Genomic DNA, 23,269 nt, shown 5'->3' with positions numbered 1-23,269 from the left:
GAAAGGTGTGTACGGCGTCACCGCCCAGCATGTGACCCGAAAGTGTCTCGGTCCTCGGACCAGGTGTCTTGGAATGAAGGCCAGCGTGGCAGTGTTGCAGAGGAGTGCGGTCGCGGGCACGCGCCCGCACCCGTCCTGTCTGATGACCGACCAACTGTATTGCTGAGGTCTCTGTGTCGCTGCCACCCCTGGTCGAGCCGGCCGCCGAGCTCACCGTTGACGAGGTCCGCAGGTACTCGCGTCACCTGATCATCCCCGATGTGGGCATGGACGGGCAGAAGCGGCTGAAGAACGCCAAGGTGCTGTGTGTCGGCGCCGGCGGTCTGGGCTCGCCGGCCCTGATGTACCTGGCCGCGGCGGGCGTCGGCACGCTCGGCATCGTGGAGTTCGACGAGGTGGACGAGTCGAACCTGCAGCGCCAGATCATCCACAGCCAGGCCGACATCGGCCGGTCCAAGGCCGAATCCGCCCGCGACTCCGTCAAGGGCATCAACCCGTACGTCAACGTGGTCCTGCACGAAGAGCGGCTCGAAGCCGACAACGTGATGGAGATCTTCGCGCAGTACGACCTCATCGTGGACGGCACGGACAACTTCGCCACGCGCTACCTGGTCAACGACGCGTGCGTGCTGCTGAACAAGCCGTACGTGTGGGGCTCCATCTACCGCTTCGACGGGCAGGCCTCCGTCTTCTGGTCCGAGTACGGGCCCTGCTACCGCTGCCTGTACCCGGAGCCCCCGCCGCCCGGCATGGTTCCGTCCTGCGCCGAGGGCGGCGTCCTCGGTGTGCTGTGCGCCTCGATCGGCTCCATCCAGGTCACCGAGGCGATCAAGGTGCTGGCCGGCGTCGGCGAGCCGCTGGTCGGCCGACTGATGATCTACGACGCCCTGGAGATGCAGTACCGCCAGGTCAAGGTGCGCAAGGACCCGGACTGCGCGGTCTGCAGCGACCACCCCACGGTCACCGAGCTCATCGACTACGAGGCCTTCTGCGGCGTCGTCTCCGAGGAGGCCCAGGAGGCCGCGCTCGGCTCCACGATCACTCCCAAGCAGCTCAAGGAGTGGATCGACGACGGCGAGAAGATCGAGCTCATCGACGTCCGCGAGCCCAACGAGTACGAGATCGTCTCCATCCCGGGCGCCACGCTCATCCCGAAGAACGAGTTCATCATGGGCAACGCCCTGTCCTCGCTCCCGCAGGACAAGCGGATCGTCCTGCACTGCAAGACCGGCGTCCGCAGTGCCGAGGTCCTCGCCGTGCTGAAGTCCGCGGGCTTCGCCGACGCGGTCCACGTCGGCGGCGGCGTCATCGGCTGGGTCAACACGGTGGAACCGGAGAAGCCGGTCTACTGACGGCCACGCGTGTGACAAGGGGAGGGGCCGGCGCTTGTGGCGCCGGCCCCTCCCCTTGTCCGTGGGACGCTCAGCGGTTGACCGTCTGGATCTCCTGCACCGCCACCGGCCGGTTCTGCGTGATCACACCGTTCGGCAACGGCGGTGCGTCGGCGGCGCCGTCCGAGCCTTGCCAGCTGACCTTCCAGGTCGCGGTCACGTTGAGGTCGTACGCGCCGCCGCCGCGCGTGGCGCGCCGGTAGGTGACACCGCACGGCGGGTTGCCGGTCGCGCCCGCGTGGTACGGCGCGCCCACCCGGCCGTTCGGGCCGATCGGGCATTCGCCGGAGGCCGGGTGGACGTCGGCGTCCGCGGTGCCCGGGTCGATGTGGACGCTGGTGGGGGTCGCGGTGGTCTCGGCCCACATCGCCACACCGCCCGGCACGTTGAGCGAGGCGCGGACCGTGATCGGCGTGTAGTTCTCCCGGAGCGTCACCCAGGTGGACAGGTTGACGGTCTGGGTGCCTGCCGGGTTCATCTCGATGTTCACGCCGGGGACCTGGGTGTGCGCGAAGGCGAGCCGGGCCAGCATCTCCGTGGTGATCACATGGGGCGTGCCGGCCGGCGGGCGCTGCCCGTTGGGCACCCAGAACGGCAGGGTGGAGTTGCAGTTGAACCGGTCGGGGCTGTCGGAGTCCGGGTTCTCCACCGGACCCCAGAACATGCCCTTGCCCTGCTGGTCGACGTTGAAGTCCTGGTAGCCGTCGCCGCCGCCGTCCCAGGTGTAGCCGTCGGCGTAGTGGCGGCGGTACTCGTCCATCGCCTGCATCGCGTAGTTGGCCTGCCCGGGGTAGTTCATGGTGTCCGACACCGACTTCTCGACCATCGCCTTGAACTCCTTCGGGCCGGCGATCGGCCCGATCCAGCACGGCGGCGGGGTCCAGGTGACGTCGGAGGAGCCGAGCGAGTGCGTGGTGGAGCCGCCGCTGCCCCCGCTGGTCCGGTAGGTGATCGAGACCGACGCACCCAGGCCGCCGTCCCGGTCGCCGCTGCCCGACGTCTTGCCGCCGGGCACGTCGGCGAAGCTCGGGGCGGCGGTGACGAGTACCGCGGCCACGGCGCCCAGCGCCGCGCGCCGCAGCAGGGAGGCGCTGTTCACTCCTTGCATTGCGTTGCCTTCGCTTTCACGTCGACGGACACGGCCTGCCACAGATCCGCACCGGTCGGGAACCTGGCCATGACGATGGTGAAGTACAGATAGCTGTTGTCGGTGACGGCGGTGGACAGCAGCTTCCCCGTCCTGACGTCCTTGCCGTACGCCTTGCCCTGGAAGTCGCAGAACCCGACGGTCGCGCCGTTCTTCGCCGAACCCAGCCGCACGGTCGGACGGTAGTACCGGTCGGTGCCGGTCTGCGTCCAGCCGCCGTCCACCGCGCGCTGGATCTGCGTACGGGCATACGTCATCGCGCCGCTGCCGGGTTGCGCGTACTGGCCCACCAACGGGTCGTCGGCCTTCCGGGCGACGATGCCGTGCGCGATGCTGCGCAGGTAGTTCGCCGCGTTGCCCAGCGCCGCCGCTTCGGCGTGGTCGGCCGGGACCGGCCAGTCGAAGACCAGTTTCAGGTCGTTCGGCAGCGCGAGACGCGGGTCGGCAGTGACCGGCGGGGCGGTGGGCGGGGCCGTGGTGGACGGCGAGACGGTCACGGTGGCCGTCGGGGAGGAGCCGGGCGCACCGCCGTCGATCGTGTCCGAGCCGCCCGAGTCGCCGCCGCAGGCCGTGAGGGTGAGGGCGGCGCCCGCTGCCAGGGCGGCGGCGATGACCCTGGTGGCTCGCATCGTCGTTGGCTCCCGATCGGTGGTGGTCGATGGGGACGCACCCGATCGGGCATGCCGGCGCACACCCCTGGTCCCCGTGTCCAGTGGGGACCACCGTACCGAAGGCGCACACGGGGTTCGAGACCGGTTCTGTGCTGATTGCGTCACGGGCATGTCACACGGTCGGGTGTGCCGAACGGCCGCCGGCCCGGGGTGAGTGGGCGCCCCGGGCCGGCGGTGTGGTGCGCACGAGCTGCGGTGAGGGACTGCCGCAGCGAGATCGCGTAGCGCCCGCGGCCGTGCGTGGCCGCGTGGATCCGGCCGTCGGTGCCGGACTTGGGCCGGAGGACGGGGACCCACGGCGGGCAGCCGCGGCGCTGCCGGTGCCGGGGCGCTGCCGTTCGCCTGGCGCGGGGCCCGGTACATGAACCCGGTGGGGAAAACGCGCGGGAGCACCCGCGGGGCGGAAGCCGCGCGGGAAGGAACTACAGCGCGCCCTTGCGGGTCAGCTGGGTGAACGCCAGCCACCCCGGCAGTACCGGCAGCCAGAAGGTCAGCAGCCGGAAGAAGAGCACCGCCGGCGTGGCCACCTCCTTCGGCAGGCCGGCCGCGATCAGACCACCGGTCAGGGCCAGTTCGACCGCGCCCACCCCGCCGGGCGTGGGCGCCGCGGAGCCCAGCGCGTTGCCCGCGAGGAAGACCACGGCGATGGCCGCGTAGCTCAAGTGCCCGCCGAACGCCCGTACGCAGCCGTCCAGGCAGATCACGAAGGTCACCGTCAGCATCAGGGTGCCGCCGATGCCGGTGATCAGCTTCGCCGGCCGCTGGAGCACATCGAGCATGCGCGGCACGACGCCCGCGAACAGCGCGCGCACCCGGGTCGAGACGAACTTCCGCAAGGCCGGCACCGCGGTGACCACCAGCACCAGCACGCCCGCGGTGAGCAGCCCGGCCATGACCGTACGGGACGGCGACAGCGACGGCGTCTTCTCAGTACCGGTGATGAAGCCGAACGTCATCAGCAGCATCACGTGCGACCCCAGGCCGACCAGTTGCGACGCGCCGACGCTCGCCACCGCGAGCCCCGGCCGTACGCCCGCCTTCTGCAGGTAGCGCGTGTTGAGCGCCACCCCGCCGACCGCGGCCGGCGCGACCAGCTTCACGAACGACCCGGCGACCTGCGCCAGGACGGTACGGACCAGCGACAGCCGCTCGGGCACGAAACCGGCCAGCGCGCACGCCGCCGCCACGTAACTCGCCGCGGAGCCGAGGACCGCGATCGCCGCCCACCGCCAGTCGGCGTTCGCCACGGCGTCGCCGATCGGCACCGAGGTGAGCTGGGAGAGCAGGAAGTACGCGGCGAAGGCGCCCGCGATGACGGTGATCAGGGTGCGCGGCTTGATGCGTTCCAGGCGGACCGGCTCGACCGGGGCCTGCGGGCGGATCAGCAGCACCTGCTGGCGGATGCGGGAGAGCAGATCCTCCTCGCGGGCCTCTTCCAGGGCGTCCTCTATGGCCCGCTTCTCCGCCTTGTTCTCGGCCCTGCGCTCGGCCTTCGAAGAGATCGTGCGCTCGGTCCTCGACAGCGCGGCGGCCGTGACCGCGGACGGATCACGGGCCGCCTCGACCCGGGCGCGCTCCCGCGCCTCCTTCTCCGCGTCGGACGCGGCCAGCACCGCCTCCCGCTCACGCTGCGCCCGCGCCTTGGCCAGCGCCTTCAGCTCGCCGCGGGTGGCCCGGCTGAGCGCGATCGGCTGGAGCAGCGGCAGCGAGGCGGCGACCGCGTCCGGCCCGAGGACAGCCACCGCGGAGCCCACCGCCCGCTCCGGGCCAACCCGCAGCGCCAGTGTGGTCAGCAGTTGCGCGATGTCCATCCGCAGCACGATGTCGCCGGTCGCGATCTCGCCACCGCGCAGGTCGGTGAGGAAGACCCGGCCGTTCCGGTCCACCATCAGCGACTCGCCCACCAGCCGCCGGTGGGCGATCCGCCGCGACTGGAGGGCGCGTACCTGCGTCCAGGTCTCGCGCAGCAGCGCGTCCGTCAGCTCCTCGTCGGCCAGCGCGTCCAGGCGCCGCCCGCCGATGTGCTCGTACACCAGCATCACCGCGTCCGGGCCGAGCTCGGAGGTGGCGATCAGCTTGGGGGCGTTGGCGCCGGCGGCGATCGCCGCGTACGCCAGCAGCGCCTCCTGCTCCAGGGCCTGGCGCAGCGAGAGCAGGCTGCGGCGCTGCGTGATCCCGCCGACCAGGGCGAGCCGCCGCCACGCCCGGTAGAAGAAGCCCTGCGCCTGCTGCTCCCGGTCGACCACCGTGACGTCCAGCGGCGGCCCGTCCTCCAGCGTGACCAGATAGGCCCGGCCGCGGTCGGAGTCCGCGGTCTCCGGCCCGTCCGCCTCGACCCGGCGCGCGGTCAGCGGGCCGAACCCGACCCGGCGCAGGCCCGCGAGCAGGTGCTGCCCGGTCGGGCGGACGTTCGGCGAGCCGACCGCGTACACCGTCCCGTACCCGACCGTCCAGCCGATCAGTACGGTCAGCGCGATCGAGAACGGTGTCGTGTAGCCGCCGACCAGCACCGCGAACGCGTCCAGCAGCAGCACGCACCACAGCGCCACCCGCCACCGCGGCCTGCGCGCCATGCCGACCGCCGTGACGTAGGCGATGACCGGCGCGAGATAGCCGTGCACGGGGTCGGTCAGGCCGGTGCCGGACGGCGCGTTGTGGGTGAGGGCGTCGCGGATCGGACCGGGTGCGGAGTCGGTCACCCACAGGTCCGTGGCGAGCGCGGTGCCGTGCGCGAGTACGGCGGCCAGGACGCCGTCGGCGATCCGCAGGCCGTCCCGTTTGACCAGCCGCTCGATGGCGAAGGCGACCGGCACGATCAGTACGGCGATGCTCGCGGTCAGGCCCGCGAAGGAGGAGAGCGCGTCGGGTGCCTGGCTGGCACCCTTGCTGATGTCCGTCTCCAGGCCGGTGGTGGTCGCGTGCGCGAAGCCCGCGATGGCCAGCACGACGGCGATGCCGAGCAGACCGAGCAGGAAGCGGACCAGGTCGGCGGGGCGGTGCACGCGGGCGGCGAGCAGCGGTTCGTCGACGGACACGGCGTGGCGGGCGACGCCGGAGTCGGGGTCGGCGGGGCGGGTGGTGCTGGGGTCGAGGTCAGGGTCGGCGGGGCGGGGGTCGGGAGCGGACGCCGGGCCGGGGTCGGAGGTGGGCCCGGGTTCGGGATCGGAGGAGGGCGGTCCCGACCCGGAGTCGGGGTGAGGGGTGGGTCCGGAGGCGGATCCGGGCTCGGGGGCGCGGTGGGAGCCGGACGCGGGCAGCGCCTCGGGAGCGCCGGCGGCCTCTGCGGCCTCCTCGGCGCCCTTGCCTTCCCCTGCCGTCTCTTCTTGATCTCGTATCACCAGTCACCGCCCGGACGATGGTGGCATGAGCGATGCGCGAATGGGACCGGAACCCTTCGTTGTCGGTGGGCTGGGGCAGGATGGGCCGGGTGAGCGAAGAGTACGACCCCGGGGCACCCGGCGAGTACGCCGAACGGGTGCTGGACATGGTGGAGCTGATCCCGCCCGGGCGGGTGATGACCTACGGCGACGTGGCGGAATGGCTCGGCGAGGGGGGCCCGCGGCAGGTCGGCCGCGTGATGGCGCTGTACGGCGGCGGGGTCCCGTGGTGGCGGGTGGTGCGGTCCGACGGGGTGCCGCTGCCCGGGCACGAGCTGACCGCGCTGGCCGAGTACCGGGCGGAGGGCACGCCGCTGCGGGAGGCCGGCCGGGCAGCCGAGGGGCACGTCCCGCGGCTCGACCTGCGCCGAGCCCGCTGGGACGGCCGCGTGCCCGACGCCGACGGGGGCCCCGGGGGCGACGACGGCGGGGGCGACGCCGACGACGACGGCGGCGGGTGACGGCCGGAACCTCATGTCATCCAGCTTCCGCCATGCGGGGGCCGGTCATGCCATCCGTCCGCCGTCCGTACGGAGTACATTCCCGGACCCTCACGAAACCGGCTGACCACGTGCATCCTTCCTTTCCCTCTTCCTCTTCCTCTGCCGACGCCGCGGCCGGCGCGGCCGACGGGTCCGAAGCGTCCGCCGCGGCCGGCGGGTCCGCCGCCCCGGGCGCGGCGGGATTCCAAGGACCTCCCGGGTCCACCGCACCCACCGTTTCCACCAGTCCCTCCAGCATCTCCGCTCCACCGGGTACGCCGGGTACAACGAGCGCGCCGGGTACTTCGGATACGCCGGACGCGCCGGTTACGTCCACCGAGGCGGGCGCGTACCGGCTGGTGCGGACCCCGCGTCCCGCACAGGGCGCGCCCGCCGCGCCTCCTGTGCTGGACGCCGCGCAACGAGCCGTGGTTGAGCACGGGGAGGGGCCACTGCTGGTGCTGGCCGGACCGGGCACCGGGAAGACGACCACGCTCGTGGAGGCGGTGGCCGCCCGGGTACGGGCCGGGACGCCGCCCGAGCGGATTCTCGTCCTCACCTTCGGCCGCCGGGCGGCGTCTGCGCTGCGGGACCGGATCGCGGCCCGCCTCGGCGGAGCAGCGGTCGCCCCGCGGACCGGCACCTTCCACTCCTTCGCCTACGCGCTGCTGCGGGCCCGCCAGGCACCCGAGCACTTCGCCGAGCCGGTCCGGCTGCTGTCCGGGCCCGAGCAGGATCTCGTGGTGCGCGAGCTGCTGGCCGGGCAGCAGGAACTGGCCCGCGACGGCCGGACGCGGGTGCGCTGGCCCGCCGAGCTGCGGGCCGCGCTCACCACGCGGGGGTTCGCCGACGAGGTGCGGGCGGTGCTCGCCCGCAGCCGCGAGCTGGGGCTCGGACCGGACGCGCTGCGGGACTTCGCCCGCCGCGCCGGGCGCCCGGACTGGCTGGCGGCTGCCGACTTCCTCCAGGAGTACCTGGACGTCACGGACCTGCAGGGCGTCATCGACTACGCGGAGCTGGTGCAGCGGGCGGTACGGCCGGCCGCGGCGGCGGCGGACCGGTACGACGCGGTCCTCGTGGACGAGTACCAGGACCTCGACACCGGACAGGCGCGGATGCTGCGGGCGCTGGCCGGGCAGGGCCGCACGCTCATCGCATTCGGCGACCCCGATCAGTCGATCTACGCCTTCCGGGGCGCCGACGTGAACCAGATTTTCGACTTTCCCTCGGCCTTCCCGCGCCGTGACGGGCGCCCGGCCCCGATCCAGGTGCTCACCGGGTCCCGCCGGGCGGGCGCGGAGCTGCTGGCCGTGGCCCGCCGGCTCACCGACCGGATGCCACTGCCCCGCCTCCCCGCCGCGGCGGCCCGCGCGCACCGGTCGGTGACGGCGCTGCGCGAGGGCGGCGCGGTCGCCGTCCGCACGTACCCCACACCCGGGGCCGAGGTGGACTCCATCGCGGACGCCCTGCGCCGCGCCCACCTGGAAGAAGGGTTCGCCTGGCGCGACATGGCCGTTCTCGTCCGCGCCACGGCCGCCCTGCCGCCGCTGCGCCGCGCCCTCACCACCGCCGGCGTCCCGGTCGACCTCCCCCCGGGCGACATCCCCCTCCACGCCGAACCCGCGGTGGCGCCCCTCCTGATGGCGCTGCGCCTGGCCGCGGAGTCGGTGGTGCCGGATTCTCCGGGGAGGCTCCCCGGCCGCGCCCGCACCGTCGAGGACGCCCTGCGGGCCGTCCCGGAAGGCGCGGAGAACGGTGTGCCGGCGTCCGCGGCCGGGTCCGGACCCGCATCACCGCCTGCGGCGTCCGGCTCGGGCCGCGCCGGGGCGGCGTCCGCGGCCGGGCCCACCGCTGAGCCCGCGGCTGCGGGCGACGGCTCGCCGCCCGACGCTGAAAGGGTTCTCTCCGCTCCCTCCGGGGCAGCCGGGAGTGCGTCCGCGCGGAGGCGCGTGGGGTTCGCCCCGACCGTCGAGGACGCCCTCACGCTGCTCGCCTCGCCTCTCGGGGGAGTGGACGCCGCGGACCTGCGACGACTGGGCCGGGCCCTGCGGGAGGAAGAGCGGGCCGCAGGCCGAGCCGTGCCCCGACCCTCGGACGAGCTGATCGCGGAAGCGCTGGGCGAGCCGGAACGGCTCGTCGCGCACGACCAGAGCTATGCCCGCGGCGCGGCGCGGCTGGGAAGGCTGCTCCGGGCCGCCGGGGAAATCCTGGCGGCCGGTGGCACCGCCGAGGACGCGTTGTGGGAACTGTGGCACGGCTCGGTGTGGCGCACCCGCCTGGAGCGGGCGGCACGGCGCGGCGGGGCGGCCGGGCGCAACGCGGACCGGGACCTGGACGCCGTGTGCGCGCTGTTCGAGACGGCCGCGCGGGCCGAGGAGCGTACCGGGGGACGAGGCGCCCTCAACCTCGTCGAGGAGCTTTCGGGCTTCGACATCGCCGCCGACACGCTCGGTGGGCGTACCGTCCGGCCCGACGCCGTACACCTGATGACCGCACACCGGTCCAAGGGGTCGCAGTGGCGGCTCGTGGTGGTCGCCGGGATCCAGGAGGGGGTCTGGCCGGACCTGCGGCGGCGCGGCACCCTGCTGGAGGCGGACCGGATCGGCCGGGACGGTCTGGCACCGCCGCTCACCCCCGGCGCGCTGCTCGCGGAGGAGCGGCGGCTGTTCTACGTGGCCGTGACCCGCGCCCGTGAGCGCCTGCTGGTGACCGCCGTGAGATCCGCGGCCGACGACGGTGACCGGCCCTCGCGCTTCCTCACCGAACTCGGCGTGCCGCCCCAGGACGTCACCCACCGTCCGCGCCGCCCGCTGGCCGTCGCCGCGCTGGTGGCGGAGGCCCGCGCGACCACGGTCGACCCGGCGGCCTCCCCGGCACTGCGGGAGGCGGCGGCGAAACGCCTGGCGCGGATGGCCGCGCTCCGCGACGAGGGGCACCCGCTGATCCCCGCCGCGCACCCCGACCGCTGGTGGGGGCTGTACGAGCCGACATGCGCGGAGGTGCCGCTGCGCGACCGTGACCAGCCGGTGACACTGTCGGGCAGTGCCCTGGACCAGCTCGCCAACACCTGCTCGCTGCAGTGGTTCCTGGGCCGCGAGGTCAAGGCGGACCCGCCGTCGACCGCCGCCCAGGGATTCGGCAACGTGGTGCACGTGCTCGCGGACGAGGTCGCCTCCGGCCGCGCGCCGGCCGACCTGGACGTCCTGATGGCCCGGCTGGACTCGGTGTGGGACGCACTGGCCTTCGACGCGCCGTGGAAGTCCCGCCAGGAGAAGGAGAACGCCCGCGCGGCCCTGGAACGCTTCCTGCGCTGGCATGTCATGGAGCGCGGCCGTACCGCCGTGGCCACCGAGCACGACTTCGACGTCACCCTGGCGGCGGGCGAGGTGCAGGTGAGGATCCGCGGCAGCATGGACCGCGTCGAGACGGACGCCGAAGGCCAGGCGTACGTCGTGGACTTCAAGACCGGCCGGGCCAAGCCGACCGCCGCGGAGGTGGCCCGGCACCCGCAGCTCGCCGTGTACCAGCTCGCCGTACGCGAGGGCGCCGTCGATCCGCTGTTCGACGGCCGGCGCCCCCCGAGCGGCGGCGCCGAACTCGTCCACCTGCGCTTCGGCGGCTCCCGCCGCGACGGCGGCGACGTGCTGCCCACCGTGCAGCACCAGGACGCGCCGACCGGGGAGTGGGCCGAGAACCTGCTCGCCGAGGCGGCCGGCCGCGTGCTGGACGAGCGGTTCACCCCGGCGTCCGGCCAGCACTGCGCGCAGTGCGCCTTCCGCGCCTCCTGCACCGCCCGGCCGGAGGGGCGGCACGTCGTGGAGTAGACACGTCGTGGAGTAGCGAGCGGTACCCAACTCCCGTACGCACGAACGGTAGGTGGACCTCGGAGCGTTCGGCGACCCGGACGGCCTCTCCGTCTGAGGTCCCCGGGGCAACCCCCGCGCAGCCGCCCCACGGCTCATCCGTATGCTCCTGTGATCCACGAACGAGAGGAACCCTGTGGCAGTGAAGCGGACTGTGCTGACCGCCGCCCTGATCTGCGCCACCGCGGCCGGTGTGCTGAGCGGCTGCGGCGACGGCGAGGAGGACAAGGCCGGCGCCCCGCCCAGCGCCTCGGCGGCCCCCACCACGACGGCCGTCCCGAAGGCGCCGTTCGAGGGGCTGACCGCCCAGCAGATATCGGACAGGGCCGTCACCGCGATGAAGGCCCTGTCCTCGGTGACCATCGACTTCGACGGCACCGACAGCGGCCAGAAGATCCGGATGAAGGCCGCGATGACGAACGCGGGCAAGTGCGTCAGCCACATCGTCCTCGGCGGCGGCAACCTGGAACTCATCGGTGTGGGCACGGACACCTTCGCCAAGGGCGACACGGCCTTCTGGAACGCGCAGGCCGGCGCCAGCGGGCCCGCGGTCAACGCGCTGCTCAAGGGCCGCTGGATGAAGATGCCCGCCGGGTCCGGCCAGGACGACGACTTCAAGTCCTTCTGCGACCTGAGCACCTTCATGGCCGGCTTCACCGAGAGCGGCAGCGGCACCCCCGTCAAGGGCGCCCCCACGGTGGTGGCCGGCCGGACCACCGTGCCGATCAGCAGCCCGGACGACGGCGGCACGACGACGGTGTACGTGGCGGCGGAGGGTGAGCCGTACATCCTGAAGGCCGTGCACACCGGGAGCGACCCGGGCAGCGCCGTCTTCACCGACTTCGACAAGCCGCTCAACGCGGTCGCCCCGCCCGCCTCCCAGACGGTCGACGCGAGCGCGCTCGGCGGCTGAGGCCCCGGGTCCCGGAAACCCCGCTTGGAGGGCTGACGCCCGAGCTCCCGCAGTGGGCGGCCGAGGAACGAGGCCACCCGCGCAGGGAGCGAGCAGGAAGACCGGCCGACGCGGCAACCTGGCCGCGCCGACGGGTGTCGGCGCGGCCGGATAGCCTCACTGGGTGGCAGCCCGCATCACCCGGCCCCAGCAGCTCAAGGAGCTGCTGGGTATTCCGTTCACCCCCGAGCAGCTGGCGTGCGTCGCCGCGCCGCTCGCGCCGGGCGTGATCGTGGCGGGCGCGGGCTCCGGCAAGACGACGGTGATGGCCGCCCGGGTGGTGTGGCTGGTCGGCACCGGTCAGGTGGCGCCGGACCAGGTGCTGGGCCTGACCTTCACCAACAAGGCGGCCGGGGAGCTGTCCGAACGGGTACGCGCCGCGCTGGCGCGGGCCGGGATCACCGGGGCCGGCCCGTGGGAGGCGCCGGGCACGGACGCCGGGCCCGGTGCCGTAGGAGCCGCCGACCCCGCGGGGGCCGCGCACCCGCCCGGCGACCCGCAGATCTCCACGTACCACGCCTTCGCCGGGCAGCTGCTCAAGGAGCACGGCATGCGGATCGGCCTGGAGCCCTCCGCGCGCCTGCTCGCCGACGCCACCCGGTACCAGCTCGCCGCCAAGGTGCTGCGGGCCGCACCCGGCCCGTATCCCGCCCTCACCAAGGGCCTGCCCACCCTCGTCGGCGACCTTCTGGCGCTCTCCGGCGAACTCGCCGAACACCTCGTACCGGCCGAGCGCCTGCGGGTGTACGACAGCGGGCTCGCCGAGGAGCTGGCAGCCCTGGACCCGGCGCGGCGTGGCTTCGCATGGGTGAAGGACGTACGGCAGACCGTCGCGGCCCGGCGCGAACTCGCCGAACTGGCCGCCGCCTACCGGGACGAGAAAAGCCGCCGTGACCTGCTGGACTTCGGCGACCAGATCGCGCTGTCCGCGACGCTCGCGCAGAGCCGGCCGGAGGTCGGCGCGATCCTGCGCGACCAGTACCGGGTGGTGCTGCTGGACGAGTACCAGGACACCTCGGTGGCGCAGCGGCTGCTGCTCGCCGGACTGTTCGGCGGTGGCAGCGGGCATCCCGTGACCGCTGTCGGCGACCCCTGCCAGGCGATCTACGGCTGGCGCGGCGCGTCGGTGGCCAACCTGGACGACTTCCCCCGGCACTTCCCGTACGCCGACGGGCGGCCCGCAGACCGGTACGCGCTGAGCGAGAACCGCAGGTCCGGCGGGCGGCTGCTGGACCTCGCCAACACCCTCGCCGCCGAGCTGCGGGCCCGCCACGAAGGCGTCGAGGCGCTGCGCCCCGCGCCCGGCGCCGAACGCGACGGCCTGGTGCGCTGCGCGCTGCTGCCCACCCAGCACCAGGAGATCGCCTGGCTCGCCGACTCGATCGCCCACCTGGTGCGCACCGGCACCCCGCCCGGCGAGATCGCCGTCCTGTGCCGGACCGCCACGCACTTCGCGGACATCCACGCGGCACTGGTCGCCCGCGACGTGCCCGTCGAGGTGGTCGGCCTGTCCGGGCTGCTGCACCTGCCCGAGGTCGCCGACCTCGTCGCCACCTGCGAGGTGCTGCACGACCCCACCGCCAACGCCGCCCTGGTCCGCCTGCTCACCGGCCCCCGCTGGCGGATCGGCCCCCGCGACCTGGCCCTGCTCGGCCGCCGCGCCCGCGGACTCGTACGCCACGGCGCGCCGGACGGTGCGGACCCGCTCACGGCGGCCGTCGAGGGCGTCGACCCCGCCGAGGTGGTCTCGCTCGCCGACGCGCTGGAGACCTTCCTCGACGCCACGCATGTGATTCCCGGAGACGGCGACGAGCTGCCCTTCTCGCCCGCGGCCCGGGTCCGGTTCGCCCGGCTGGCCGCGGAGATCCGGGACCTGCGGCGCGCGCTCGCCGACCCGCTGATGGACGTGCTGCACCGGGTCCTCGCCGTCACCGGCCTCGAAGTCGAACTCGCCGCCTCCCCGCACGCCCTGGCCGCCCGCCGCCGCGAGACCCTGCACGCGTTCCTCGACGTCGCGGCCGGTTTCGCCGCCCTCGACGGCGAGGCCACACTGCTGGCCTTCCTGGGCTTCCTGCGTACCGCCGCCCAGTACGAGAAGGGCCTGGACAGCTCGCTGCCCGGTGGCGAGAACACGGTCAAGGTACTCACCGCCCACAAGTCCAAGGGCCTGGAATGGGACGTGGTCGCCGTCCCCGGCCTGGTCGCCAAGGGCTTCCCCAGCCAGCGCGGCCGTGAACTGTGGCCCGCCAACGCCAAGGTCCTCCCGCACGGCCTGCGCGGCGACGCCGGCACCCTCCCCGACGTCGCCGAATGGACCCGGGCCGGCCTCGACGGCTTCCGCGACGCGATGAAGGAACACCAGCGCGTCGAGGAACTCCGCCTCGGCTACGTCACCTTCACCCGGCCGCGTTCCCTGCTGCTCGGCTCGGGGTTCTGGTGGGGGCCCACCCAGAAGTCCCCGTTCGGCCCCTCCGCCTTCCTGGACGCCCTGCGCGAGCACTGCGAGGCGGGCCACGGCGAGATCGAGCACTGGGCCGAGCCGCCGGAACAGGACGCGGCGAACCCCTCGCTGGAGGCCGTCGCCGACCCTCCGTGGCCGCTGCCGCTGAACCCGGCGGCGCTGGAACGGCGGCGGCAGGCGGCGAAGACGGTGCTGGGCCTTGTGGCGGCGGAAGCCGCGGCGGACGGTGGGGAGGCGGACGGCGGGGAGGGGGAAACCCCCGGTCACGGGCTGCTGCCCGCGCAGCGGCTCGTCCCCGAGGAGGCGCGGCTGGTCGCTTCCTGGGACCGCGACCTCGACGCGCTCGCCGGGGAGTTGCGGCGCGCGCGGGCGACCGTACGGGACGTGCCGCTGCCCGTTCACCTCACCGCGAGCCAGCTCGTGCGGCTGGCCACGGACCCGGACGGCCTCGCCCGTGACCTGGCCCGGCCGCTGCCCCGGCGGCCGGCCCCGGCCGCCCGGCGCGGCACCCGGTTCCACGCGTGGGTGGAGTCCCGGCTCGACGCCCGGCCTTTGTTCGCCCCCGAGGACCTTCCGGGCATCGAGGCGGACGACACCATCGCGGACGAGGCCGACCTCACCGCCCTCAAGGACGCCTTCCTGCGCACCCCGTACGCGGACTGGCCCCCGTACCGCGTCGAGGCCCCGTTCCAGCTCACCCTGGCCGGCCGTGTCATCCGCGGCCGCATCGACGCCGTGTACCGCGACGCCGACGCCGGCACGTACGACATCCTCGACTGGAAGACCGGCCACTCCCCGCACCGCGCCGACCCCCTGCAACTGTCGGTCTACCGCCTCGCGTGGGCGGAACAGCAGGGGGTGGCGCCGGAGCGGGTCACGGCGGCATTCCTGCACGTCCGTACGGGGACGGTGGTCCGCCCGGAGGGGCTGCTGACACGGGACGACCTGGAAAGGCTGCTGGCGTGAGGACGCACAGCGCGCCCACCCGCCTCCCGTACACCCCGCAGTGCCCCGTAGGCTGCACGCCATGAGCTCCGCCCCGGACATTTCCGTCCAGACGCACATCCGGCCGCACCCGCGGACGTCCGTCCAGACCTTCGTCCAAGCCCACCGCACCCTTTTCCTGGCCGCCGGCCACTCCACGCCGGAGCGGGTACGGGTCGGCCGGCCGCCGCACTGGCGGACGTCCTCCGAGTCCACCTGCTGTTCCTGGGAATTTCCGTGCCGTCCGGCGGTTGGCATTCGGTGAACGAGAAGGTGGAGCTCCATCCGCTCCGCGAGGTGCGGAGACGGTCGGCCCAAGGGGAGAGCTCGCCGGGGACTGGCACGCCGTGCCCCGGCCGCGAGCGGCACGGCAACGGACGACGGGGAAGTAAGGAAGCAGCGTGACCGGACTCGACGCGACGACGCAGCCGCTGGCCCTCACGTACGAGGGTGTGGACCGAGCCGCACACCACCGACTGGACGAGGCATGGCTGGCCGCCGCCTGGAGTCACCCGACGACCCGGGTGTTCGTGGTGTCCGGCGGCCAGGTGCTGGTCGAGGACACCGCCGACGGCGGCACCGAACTGGTGATGACGCCGGCCTTCGACGCCCCCGAAACCGAGACGCACCGCTACTTCCTGGGCATCGACCCGGACGGCGTACGGTACTTCGCGCTGCAGAAGGACGCCCTGCCGGGGCGGATGGACGCCGTCGCGCGCCCGGCCGGGCTGCGGGAGGTCGGGGGGCTGCTGTCGCCGCTGGAAGCCGGGCTGATGGTGCACGCGGTGGCGCTGGAGAACTGGCAGCGGCTGCACCGTTTCTGCTCCCGCTGCGGCGAGCGCACGGTGATCGCCGCGGCCGGCCACATCCGCCGTTGCCCGGCCTGCGGCGCCGAGCACTACCCGCGCACCGACCCCGCGGTGATCATGCTCGTCACCGACGAGGAGGACCGCGCGCTGCTCGGCCGCCAGGTGCACTGGCCCGAGGGCCGCTTCTCCACGCTGGCGGGGTTCGTCGAGCCCGGCGAGTCGATCGAGCAGTCGGTACGGCGCGAGGTGTTCGAAGAGGCGGGCGTCACCGTCGGCGAGGTGGAGTACGTGGCCAGCCAGCCGTGGCCGTTCCCGTCCAGCCTGATGCTCGGCTTCATGGCCCGGGCGGTCTCGGCGGAGATCAACGTGGACGGGGAGGAGATCCACGAGGCGCGCTGGTTCTCCCGCGAAGAGCTGCGGGCCGCGTTCGAGTCCGGGGAGGTGCTGCCTCCGTTCGGCATCTCGATCGCGGCCCGGCTCATCGAACTGTGGTACGGCAAGCCGCTGCCGAGGCAGGGTGGCCCGGGGCGCTGAGCGGGGTCGGCGGGGGCGCCGGGCCGCACGGCCCGGCGTTCCCCGGCCCGTGCGGGTCAGGCGGCGATCTTCTGCTTGACCTGCGCGACGGAGGGGTTGGTGAGGGTGGAACCGTCGGCGAACAGCACGGTGGGCACGGTCTGGTTGCCGCCGTTGGCCAGCTCCACGAACTTCGCGGACGCCGCGTCCTCCTCGATGTTGATCTCGGTGTACGCGATGCCCTCCCGGTCAAGCTGCGTCTTCAGCCGGCGGCAGTAGCCGCACCAGGTGGTGCTGTACATCGTCACGGTGGACATCGGTGTTCGCTCCTCGTCGCAAGGTGTCCTCCGCCGCGGGCCGGGGGAGGGGTGGCGATGAGTGAACGCGCGGTGCGGCGCGGGCATTCCGAGAGCGGGGGCGGCGGGCTTTCCGGGGCGGGGTCCGGGTGGGGCTTCGGGGGTGGGGGTGACGGCTTCCCTGACGGGGCGGGGCGGGGGTGGGCACGGCCCGGGCTCCGGGGCGGGCGCTGCCCGTTCTCCGGCGTGCCGCCGACCCGTGGGCCGGGGCGGGCTGTGGACAACTTTCCCGGTGTGTCCGCCGAACCTGGCACAGTGGCGGGGTGACTGCGACAACCCACGACTCGCTCTTTCCCGCGGTGCCCGACTCCGCGGACGCGGTGCTCGACGGCCTCGACCCCGAGCAGCGCGCCGTCGCCACGGCTCTGCACGGGCCGGTGTGCGTGCTGGCCGGTGCCGGGACGGGCAAGACCCGGGCGATCACCCACCGCATCGCCTACGGGGTGCGCGCGGGCATACTGCAGCCCGCGAGCGTGCTCGCGGTCACCTTCACCGCCCGGGCGGCGGGCGAGATGCGCGGCCGACTGCGGGAGCTCGGCGCGGGCGGGGTGCAGGCGCGGACCTTCCACGCCGCGGCGCTGCGCCAGCTCCAGTACTTCTGGCCGCGGGCCATCGGCGGCGAGATGCCGCGGCTGCTGGAGCGCAAGGTCCAGCTGGTCGCGGAGGCGGGCGCGCGCTGCCGTATCCGGCTGGACCGCAACGAACTGCGGGACGTCACCGGCGAGATCGAGTGGTGCAAGGTCACCCAGACCGTGCCCGAGGACTACCCGGCCGCCGCCGCGAAGACCGGGCGGGACGTGCCGCGCGACCCGGCCGAGGTGGCGCGCATCTACACCACGTACGAGCAGCTCAAACGGGACCGCGGGGTGATCGACTTCGAGGATGTGCTGCTGCTGACCGTCGGAGTGCTCCAGGACCGGCCGGACGTGGCGGACACCGTGCGCTCGCAGTACCAGCACTTCGTGGTGGACGAGTACCAGGACGTCAGCCCGCTCCAGCAGCGGCTGCTCGAACTGTGGCTCGGCGGCCGGGACAACCTCTGCGTGGTCGGCGACGCCTCCCAGACCATCTACTCCTTCACCGGCGCCACCCCCGACTTCCTGCTGGGCTTCCGCACCCGGCACCCCGACGCCACGGTCGTCAAGCTGGTCCGGGACTACCGCTCCACCCCGCAGGTCGTCGGTCTCGCCAACGGGCTGCTCGCACAGGCCCGCGGCCAGGCCGCCGCCCACCGGCTCGAACTCGTCTCCCAGCGCGAGCCCGGCCCCGAGCCGTCCTTCACGGAGTACGCCGACGAGCCCGCCGAGGCCGAGGGCGCCGCCCACCGGATCCGGGACCTGGTCGCCTCCGGGGTCCGCCCGAGCCAGATCGCCGTCCTCTACCGCATCAACGCCCAGTCGGAGGTGTACGAGCAGGCGCTCGCCGACGCCGGCGTGCCCTACCAGCTGCGGGGCGCCGAGCGGTTCTTCGAGCGGCCCGAGGTGCGCGAGGCGGGACTGCTGCTGCGCGGCGCGGCCCGGGCCTCCGCCGACCCCGACGAGGCGGAGGCGACCGTCCCGCAGCAGGTGCGGGCGGTGCTCAGCTCACGCGGCTGGGCCTCCGAACCGCCTGCGGGGTCGGGCGCGGTGCGGGACCGCTGGGAGTCGCTGGCGGCGCTGGTGCGGCTCTCGGAGGACTTCACCGCGGCCCGGCCCGGCGCGACCCTCGGCGACTTCGTGACGGAGCTGGACGAGCGGGCGAACGCCCAGCACGCCCCGACCGTCGAGGGCGTCACGCTCGCCTCGCTGCACGCGGCCAAGGGACTGGAGTGGGACGCGGTCTTCCTGGTCGGCCTCACCGAGGGCACGCTGCCGATCACGTACGCCAAGACCGACGAGCAGATCGAGGAGGAGCGGCGGCTGCTGTACGTGGGGGTCACCCGGGCCCGGTTCCATCTGGCGCTGTCCTGGGCGCTCTCCCGGTCTCCGGGCGGGCGCGGCGGCCGGCGGCCGTCCCGCTTCCTGGACGGGCTGCGGCCCGGCTCCACGGCCCGCGGCGGGCGGGGAGCGGGCACCGGCGGCACCGGCGGTGCGGAGCGCGGCTCCGGCGGACGGCGGCGGCGCGGCCCGGTGACGTGCCGGGTGTGCGGGCGCACCCTGTCCGACGCGGGCGAGATCAAGCTGATGCGCTGCGAGGACTGTCCCTCGGACCTGGACGAGGGGCTCTACGAGCGGTTGCGTGCCTGGCGCACGGAACAGGCCAAGGCCCTCGGACAGCCCGCCTACTGTGTGTTCACCGACAAGACGCTGCTGGCCATCGCCGAGGTCAGGCCGGAGGGCGAGGCCGAGTTGTCGTCGATCGCCGGCGTCGGCGCGCGCAAGCTCGACACGTTCGGCGCGGACGTGCTGGCGCTGTGCGCGGGGGAGGAACCGGACAGCCTGCGCGGGGCCCCGCGAGAGGCCAAGAAACCTTCCGAAGAAGAAGCCGAAAAATAGTTTGCGCGACCCGCTGGAGTCCCCATAGCCTTCCTGAGCACGGCCGGGAACAACTCTTCCGAGAGCCCACCCGGACGTGATGTACTACGCAAGTCCAGTCCAATGCCCTTACGAGACGCCGAGAGGAGGCGAGCCCAATGATCAGCCTGATGACCACCACCGCAATGACCGATCGTTCGGTCGTCGCCGCCCGTTCGCTCGGCATCTCGCTGCCTGGCACCGGTCTGTCCTCTGCCGCCCTCCTGGTTCTGCCGATCCGGGAGCGCAGCGAGCGACCGACCCAGGCGCCCGCGGTAGCGGCGATCGCCAAGGCGCAGGCCGCCTTCGGCTTCGCGGCCGCGACCAACGGCGCCGGTACCGGCATCGTCAAAAGCGCTTTCGCCGCCACTGGCAATGGTTACGCGAACGAACAGCAGAAGACGCAGCAGCACGGCAGCAAGTGGGCCTTCCGCGGGCTCGAACCCTGGAGTGATCCAGCCTGATACGGCATCAGGTCGGCACCTTCAGGGCCGCGGAATCCCAGACCGGGATCCGCGGCCCTTCTGTTTTCTCCAGAGCGCCACAACCGAAGAGACCGGCCTCACCAGGCCGGACCGAACAGACGAGGAACGAACCACCGTGCACACCGCCCCGCACGAACAGTCCGGACCCACGGCCGACCTCAGCCGCCCTCCCGCAGACCCGCCCGCAGATCCCCCGGAGACCACCTTGCTGCCCCTTACCGAGCTCGACGACGAGATCGAGCGACTCGGCGTGCCCGTCCCGTGCCGGACCTACGACCCCGAGGTCTTCTTCGCGGAGTCCCCGGCCGATGTCGAGTACGCCAAGTCCCTCTGCCAGACCTGCCCGGTCCGCGAGGCCTGCCTGGCCGGTGCCAAGGATCGCCGCGAGCCCTGGGGCGTCTGGGGCGGCGAGCTGTTCATCCAGGGCGTCGTGGTGCCCCGCAAGCGGCCCCGTGGCCGCCCGCGCAAGAACGCTGTCGTGGCATGAACATCAGGAAGACCAGGACACCCGGCACGATCGACCGCCCACTGACGCACGACCCCAAGAATCAGGCCCCGATGACGCCCACCCTCAGCGAACTGCCCGCGCGTACCTCCGACGCCCTCGCGTCGCACCAGAACAGGAATCTCGAAATGCAACTCATGCCAGAAGCCCTGGCGCGTGCGCATATGCAGCAGCGCCTGGCCGAAGCCGAACAGGAACGAAGGTCGGTCCGCCTGCTCGCCGCCCGCCGGCTGCAGCGCCGCGCGGAGCGGGCCTCGCTGCGCGCCCGCCGCGCGCTGGCCATGGCCGTGATGCAGTAATAGCCCAGCGGCCTGGCCAGATGAGCACCCGGCATCACTGACCAGCGACGATCCTCCGGGACCGGTCCCCACGGGCCGGTCCCGCGGTGCGTTACGGCGGCGAACGCGGTATGCGCGGAGGTATCGTCAACCAGTGGATCAGAAGACCTCTCAGACCACGGCTCACCGGACAACGACCACGTGCGCCCGATGCGGGACCACCCACGACGGTCTGCCGCTGACGTGGACCTGCTCGGTCGAGAACGGCCGCCGCGTCTACTTCTGCGTCGCCTGCGCGCGGCGCCACCTGCGCAGCATCGAGGGACGGCTGGACTCCGGCCTGTGGTGACCGCCCGGGCGACTACGCCGACTCCGCCGCCTTCGCCGGGTCGAAACCGGGCAGCCACTCCCACAGTTCGTCGCGCAGCCGCACCGTCGCGCCCAGTTGGCACAGCACCCCGACAGTGCTCAGCGTCACGCGGTGGATCAGCAGATACGCGGGCGGCAGGTTGAGCTGCTTGCCCAACTGGTGGGCGGGAGAGCGCGGATCGGCGACCCGGGCCGCCTGCGTACGCATCCACGTCCGGTCGAAGACGAACTCCTCGCGCCCGGCCGGCTCGATGATCGGGCGCAGGTAGTCCAGCACCGCGTCCGCGTCGAGAGTGATGGTCGGCTTGACGAAGCCCTCGGTCCGCAGCATGGCGTAGACCTGCTCCGCCTCACCGGCCAGCGCCAGCCGCAGTGCGGTGCCGATCGGCAGCGGCAGCCCGTCGGGGAGCCGGTCCACGGTGCCGAAGTCGAGCACGCCCAGCCGCCAGCCCTCGGCGGGGCCGTCGTCCATGAGCAGCCGGAAGTTCCCCGGGTGCGGGTCGGCGTGCAGCAGCCCGGTGCGGGCGGGTCCGGCGAACAGGAAGTGCGCCAGCAACTGCCCGGCCCGGTCCCGCATCTCCTGGCTGCCCCCGGAGATCACCTCCGACAGCGGCACCCCGTCCATCCACTCGGTGACCAGCACCTGGTCCGCCTGGTGCACCACACCGGGCACCTCGATGTCCGGGTCCCCGGCGAACTCCTCGGCGTGGGCCTGCTGGGTCTTGGCCTCCAGGCCGTAGTCCAGCTCCTCCGCGATCCGCTCGCGCAGCTCGGCCAGCAGCGGCTTGACGTCCATCCCAGGAACGAGCGGCCCGAACAGCCGTGCCACCCGCCCCAGTTGGGACAGGTCCGACAGCAGCGCCGCCCCCGCCCCCGGATACTGGACCTTCACCGCCACCTTGCGCCCGTCCCGCCACACCGCCCGGTGCACCTGCCCGATGGACGCCGCCGCGGCAGGAGTGTCCTCGAACCGCTCGAACAGCGACCGCCAGTCCTGGCCCAGCCGCTCGGCCAGCACCCGGTGGACGGTGCGGGCCGGCATCGGCGGGGCGGCCTCCTGGAGTTTGGTGAGCGCCGCCCGGTAGGGGCCCGCGACATCCTCCGGCAGGGCCGACTCGAAGACCGACAGGGCCTGCCCGAACTTCATCGCGCCGCCCTTGAGCTCCCCGAGCACCTTGAAGAGCTGCTCCGCGGTGCGCTCCTGCAACTCCGAGGCGACCTCGTCGGCGGGCCTGCCGCCCAGGCGCTTGCCGAGCCCGAGCGTGGCCCGTCCGGCGAACCCCAGCGGGAGTGCCGCCAGCTTCGCGGTGCGGGTCACAGCCTTGCGCGGAAGATCAGACATGCGCCCCTCATTTCCCGTCGGTCACATGGCCATTGTGCCCCTCCTCACTGCGGTGCGGTCGAAGGGACCGTCAGTTGGCGCCCGCCGTGACGGTTTGTCCTCGTCCGGGGCGGACCCCGCACCGCAGCCGCACCGCCCGTCCCCCGGCAGCGCCCGCACCCGGGTGGACAGCAGGCCGAGCGACAGCTCCGCCCGCGCCCCGAGGCTCGGTGGCACCCGGCCGTCCAGGTGGGCCAGCACATGGGCCGCCGCCAGCCCGGCGACCGTGGTGGCCAGTGCGATGTCGCAGGCCGGAACCGCGGTCCGCCGCCCGGACCGGAGCTGCGCCAGCATCCGCGGCCACGCCGGGTCGCCGTCGGCCAGCCGCAGGCCCACGCACTCCCCGCACGCCGTCCGCCCGGGCAGTACCAGCGGGCCCACCACGCCCGTGCCCTCCAGCACGCCGGTGTAGAGGTGCGGCACCCCTGCCGCGACCAGCCGCCGGGCCTCGGCCTCGTCGGGCGCGTACGCGCCGAGCCCGTCCCGGGGCGCGAGCACCGTCACGGCCGCCCCGCCGCCCGCCGCCCGCCGATCCGCCGTCGCCCGGGTCTCCCCGTGGGCGATGCTCCGCGGCACCTGTCGCGGGCCCGGCGCCGCCCTGCGCACCGCGCCCCGTCCCGCCGCGTCCCGCCGGTCACCGATGTGCTCGGCCGGGATGCCGCCCGGCGCCACGTCCCACGGCTCGACCCGCCCGCCGTCCACCAGATCGACCGAGCCGACGCCTGCCGCAGACAGCACCGCGGCGAGCGCGGC

17 protein-coding genes are annotated in these 23,269 nt (G+C 73.7%); 11 read left to right on the top strand and 6 right to left on the bottom strand.

The features are described from left to right. Positions 1-173: 173 nt before the first annotated feature. Entirely contained in the window at positions 174-1,352 is a 1,179-nt protein-coding gene (moeZ, locus tag VIW71_RS01510; RefSeq protein WP_331619974.1) for an adenylyltransferase/sulfurtransferase MoeZ, read from the top strand. Between the two features lie 70 nt (positions 1,353-1,422). On the opposite strand, the gene VIW71_RS01505 is transcribed toward moeZ, so the two are convergent. The 3 genes from VIW71_RS01505 to VIW71_RS01495 form a co-directional block, all read right to left on the bottom strand. Continuing rightward, the gene (locus VIW71_RS01505) at positions 1,423-2,490 is read right to left on the bottom strand and encodes a hypothetical protein (RefSeq protein WP_331619972.1); all 1,068 of its coding nucleotides are present in this window, start codon (positions 2,488-2,490) and stop codon (positions 1,423-1,425) included. Continuing rightward, entirely contained in the window at positions 2,487-3,167 is a 681-nt protein-coding gene (locus VIW71_RS01500; protein WP_331619971.1) for a hypothetical protein, read from the bottom strand. Before VIW71_RS01500 ends, VIW71_RS01505 begins: the two co-directional genes overlap by 4 nt. Positions 3,168-3,631: 464 nt before the next feature. Next, the gene (locus VIW71_RS01495) at positions 3,632-6,547 is read right to left on the bottom strand and encodes a lysylphosphatidylglycerol synthase domain-containing protein (RefSeq protein WP_331619969.1); all 2,916 of its coding nucleotides are present in this window, start codon (positions 6,545-6,547) and stop codon (positions 3,632-3,634) included. Between the two features lie 80 nt (positions 6,548-6,627). On the opposite strand from VIW71_RS01495, the gene VIW71_RS01490 reads away from it, so the two are divergent. The 5 genes from VIW71_RS01490 (at position 6,628) to nudC (ending at position 16,671) form a co-directional block, all read left to right on the top strand. Continuing rightward, entirely contained in the window at positions 6,628-7,047 is a 420-nt protein-coding gene (locus tag VIW71_RS01490; protein WP_331619975.1) for an MGMT family protein, read from the top strand. 380 nt (positions 7,048-7,427) lie between these two features. Continuing rightward, positions 7,428-10,892 (top strand): ATP-dependent helicase, encoded by a 3,465-nt coding sequence (locus VIW71_RS01485; RefSeq protein ID WP_331619968.1) that lies wholly within the window; start codon positions 7,428-7,430, stop codon positions 10,890-10,892. A gap of 181 nt (positions 10,893-11,073) precedes the next feature. Then, positions 11,074-11,844, top strand: a complete 771-nt coding sequence (locus tag VIW71_RS01480; protein ID WP_331619967.1) for a hypothetical protein — start codon at positions 11,074-11,076, stop codon at positions 11,842-11,844. 163 nt (positions 11,845-12,007) lie between these two features. Next, positions 12,008-15,310, top strand: coding sequence for an ATP-dependent DNA helicase (locus tag VIW71_RS01475; RefSeq protein ID WP_331619966.1), 3,303 nt, complete (start codon positions 12,008-12,010; stop codon positions 15,308-15,310). A gap of 419 nt (positions 15,311-15,729) precedes the next feature. Continuing rightward, on the top strand, positions 15,730-16,671 hold the full coding sequence (gene nudC, locus VIW71_RS01465) for an NAD(+) diphosphatase (RefSeq protein WP_331619964.1): 942 nt from the start codon (positions 15,730-15,732) through the stop codon (positions 16,669-16,671). A gap of 56 nt (positions 16,672-16,727) precedes the next feature. Here nudC and VIW71_RS01460 read toward each other — a convergent pair whose 3' ends face one another. Further along, positions 16,728-16,967 (bottom strand): mycoredoxin, encoded by a 240-nt coding sequence (locus tag VIW71_RS01460; protein WP_331619962.1) that lies wholly within the window; start codon positions 16,965-16,967, stop codon positions 16,728-16,730. A 302-nt stretch (positions 16,968-17,269) separates the two neighbouring features. Between VIW71_RS01460 and VIW71_RS01455 the strand changes: the two genes are divergently transcribed. From VIW71_RS01455 to VIW71_RS01435, 5 genes are all read left to right on the top strand, one after another. Beyond that, complete coding sequence (locus tag VIW71_RS01455) at positions 17,270-19,480, top strand: ATP-dependent DNA helicase UvrD2 (RefSeq protein ID WP_331619961.1); 2,211 nt, start codon at positions 17,270-17,272, stop codon at positions 19,478-19,480. Between the two features lie 137 nt (positions 19,481-19,617). After that, a complete protein-coding gene (locus VIW71_RS01450; RefSeq protein WP_331619959.1) occupies positions 19,618-19,962 on the top strand; it encodes a hypothetical protein in 345 nt (114 codons plus the stop codon). Between the two features lie 136 nt (positions 19,963-20,098). Further along, a complete protein-coding gene (locus VIW71_RS01445) occupies positions 20,099-20,470 on the top strand; it encodes a WhiB family transcriptional regulator (RefSeq protein ID WP_331619958.1) in 372 nt (123 codons plus the stop codon). Further along, positions 20,467-20,787: a hypothetical protein gene (locus tag VIW71_RS01440; RefSeq protein ID WP_331619957.1), complete on the top strand. Its 321-nt coding sequence runs from the start codon at positions 20,467-20,469 to the stop codon at positions 20,785-20,787. Before VIW71_RS01445 ends, VIW71_RS01440 begins: the two co-directional genes overlap by 4 nt. Before the next feature lie 133 nt (positions 20,788-20,920). Beyond that, the gene (locus tag VIW71_RS01435; protein ID WP_331619956.1) at positions 20,921-21,115 is read left to right on the top strand and encodes a hypothetical protein; all 195 of its coding nucleotides are present in this window, start codon (positions 20,921-20,923) and stop codon (positions 21,113-21,115) included. Positions 21,116-21,127: 12 nt separating this feature from the next. Here the strand turns inward: VIW71_RS01435 and VIW71_RS01430 are convergent, their stop codons facing one another. Together VIW71_RS01430 and VIW71_RS01425 are read right to left on the bottom strand one after the other, a co-directional pair. Beyond that, entirely contained in the window at positions 21,128-22,477 is a 1,350-nt protein-coding gene (locus tag VIW71_RS01430) for an ABC1 kinase family protein (protein WP_331619955.1), read from the bottom strand. A gap of 21 nt (positions 22,478-22,498) precedes the next feature. Continuing rightward, the coding region (locus VIW71_RS01425) for a ThiF family adenylyltransferase (RefSeq protein WP_331619954.1) at positions 22,499-23,269 on the bottom strand (771 nt) is incomplete at its 5' end.

Origin of the sequence: Streptomyces sp. (assembly GCF_036524955.1) — a bacterium.
Taxonomy (GTDB): Bacteria; Actinomycetota; Actinomycetes; order Streptomycetales; family Streptomycetaceae; genus Actinacidiphila.
The sequence above is the reverse complement of the archived record's forward strand: the minus strand, read 5'-3'. Positions and strand labels throughout refer to the sequence as shown.

Coding starts and splice junctions, on each gene's coding strand:
- VIW71_RS01440 (WP_331619957.1), top strand. CDS start 20,467: ATGAACATCAGGAAGACCAGGACACCCGGCACGATCGACCGCCCACTG.
- VIW71_RS01500 (WP_331619971.1), bottom strand. CDS start 3,167: ATGCGAGCCACCAGGGTCATCGCCGCCGCCCTGGCAGCGGGCGCCGCC.
- VIW71_RS01460 (WP_331619962.1), bottom strand. CDS start 16,967: ATGTCCACCGTGACGATGTACAGCACCACCTGGTGCGGCTACTGCCGC.
- VIW71_RS01490 (WP_331619975.1), top strand. CDS start 6,628: ATGGGCCGGGTGAGCGAAGAGTACGACCCCGGGGCACCCGGCGAGTAC.
- VIW71_RS01450 (WP_331619959.1), top strand. CDS start 19,618: ATGATCAGCCTGATGACCACCACCGCAATGACCGATCGTTCGGTCGTC.
- VIW71_RS01430 (WP_331619955.1), bottom strand. CDS start 22,477: ATGTCTGATCTTCCGCGCAAGGCTGTGACCCGCACCGCGAAGCTGGCG.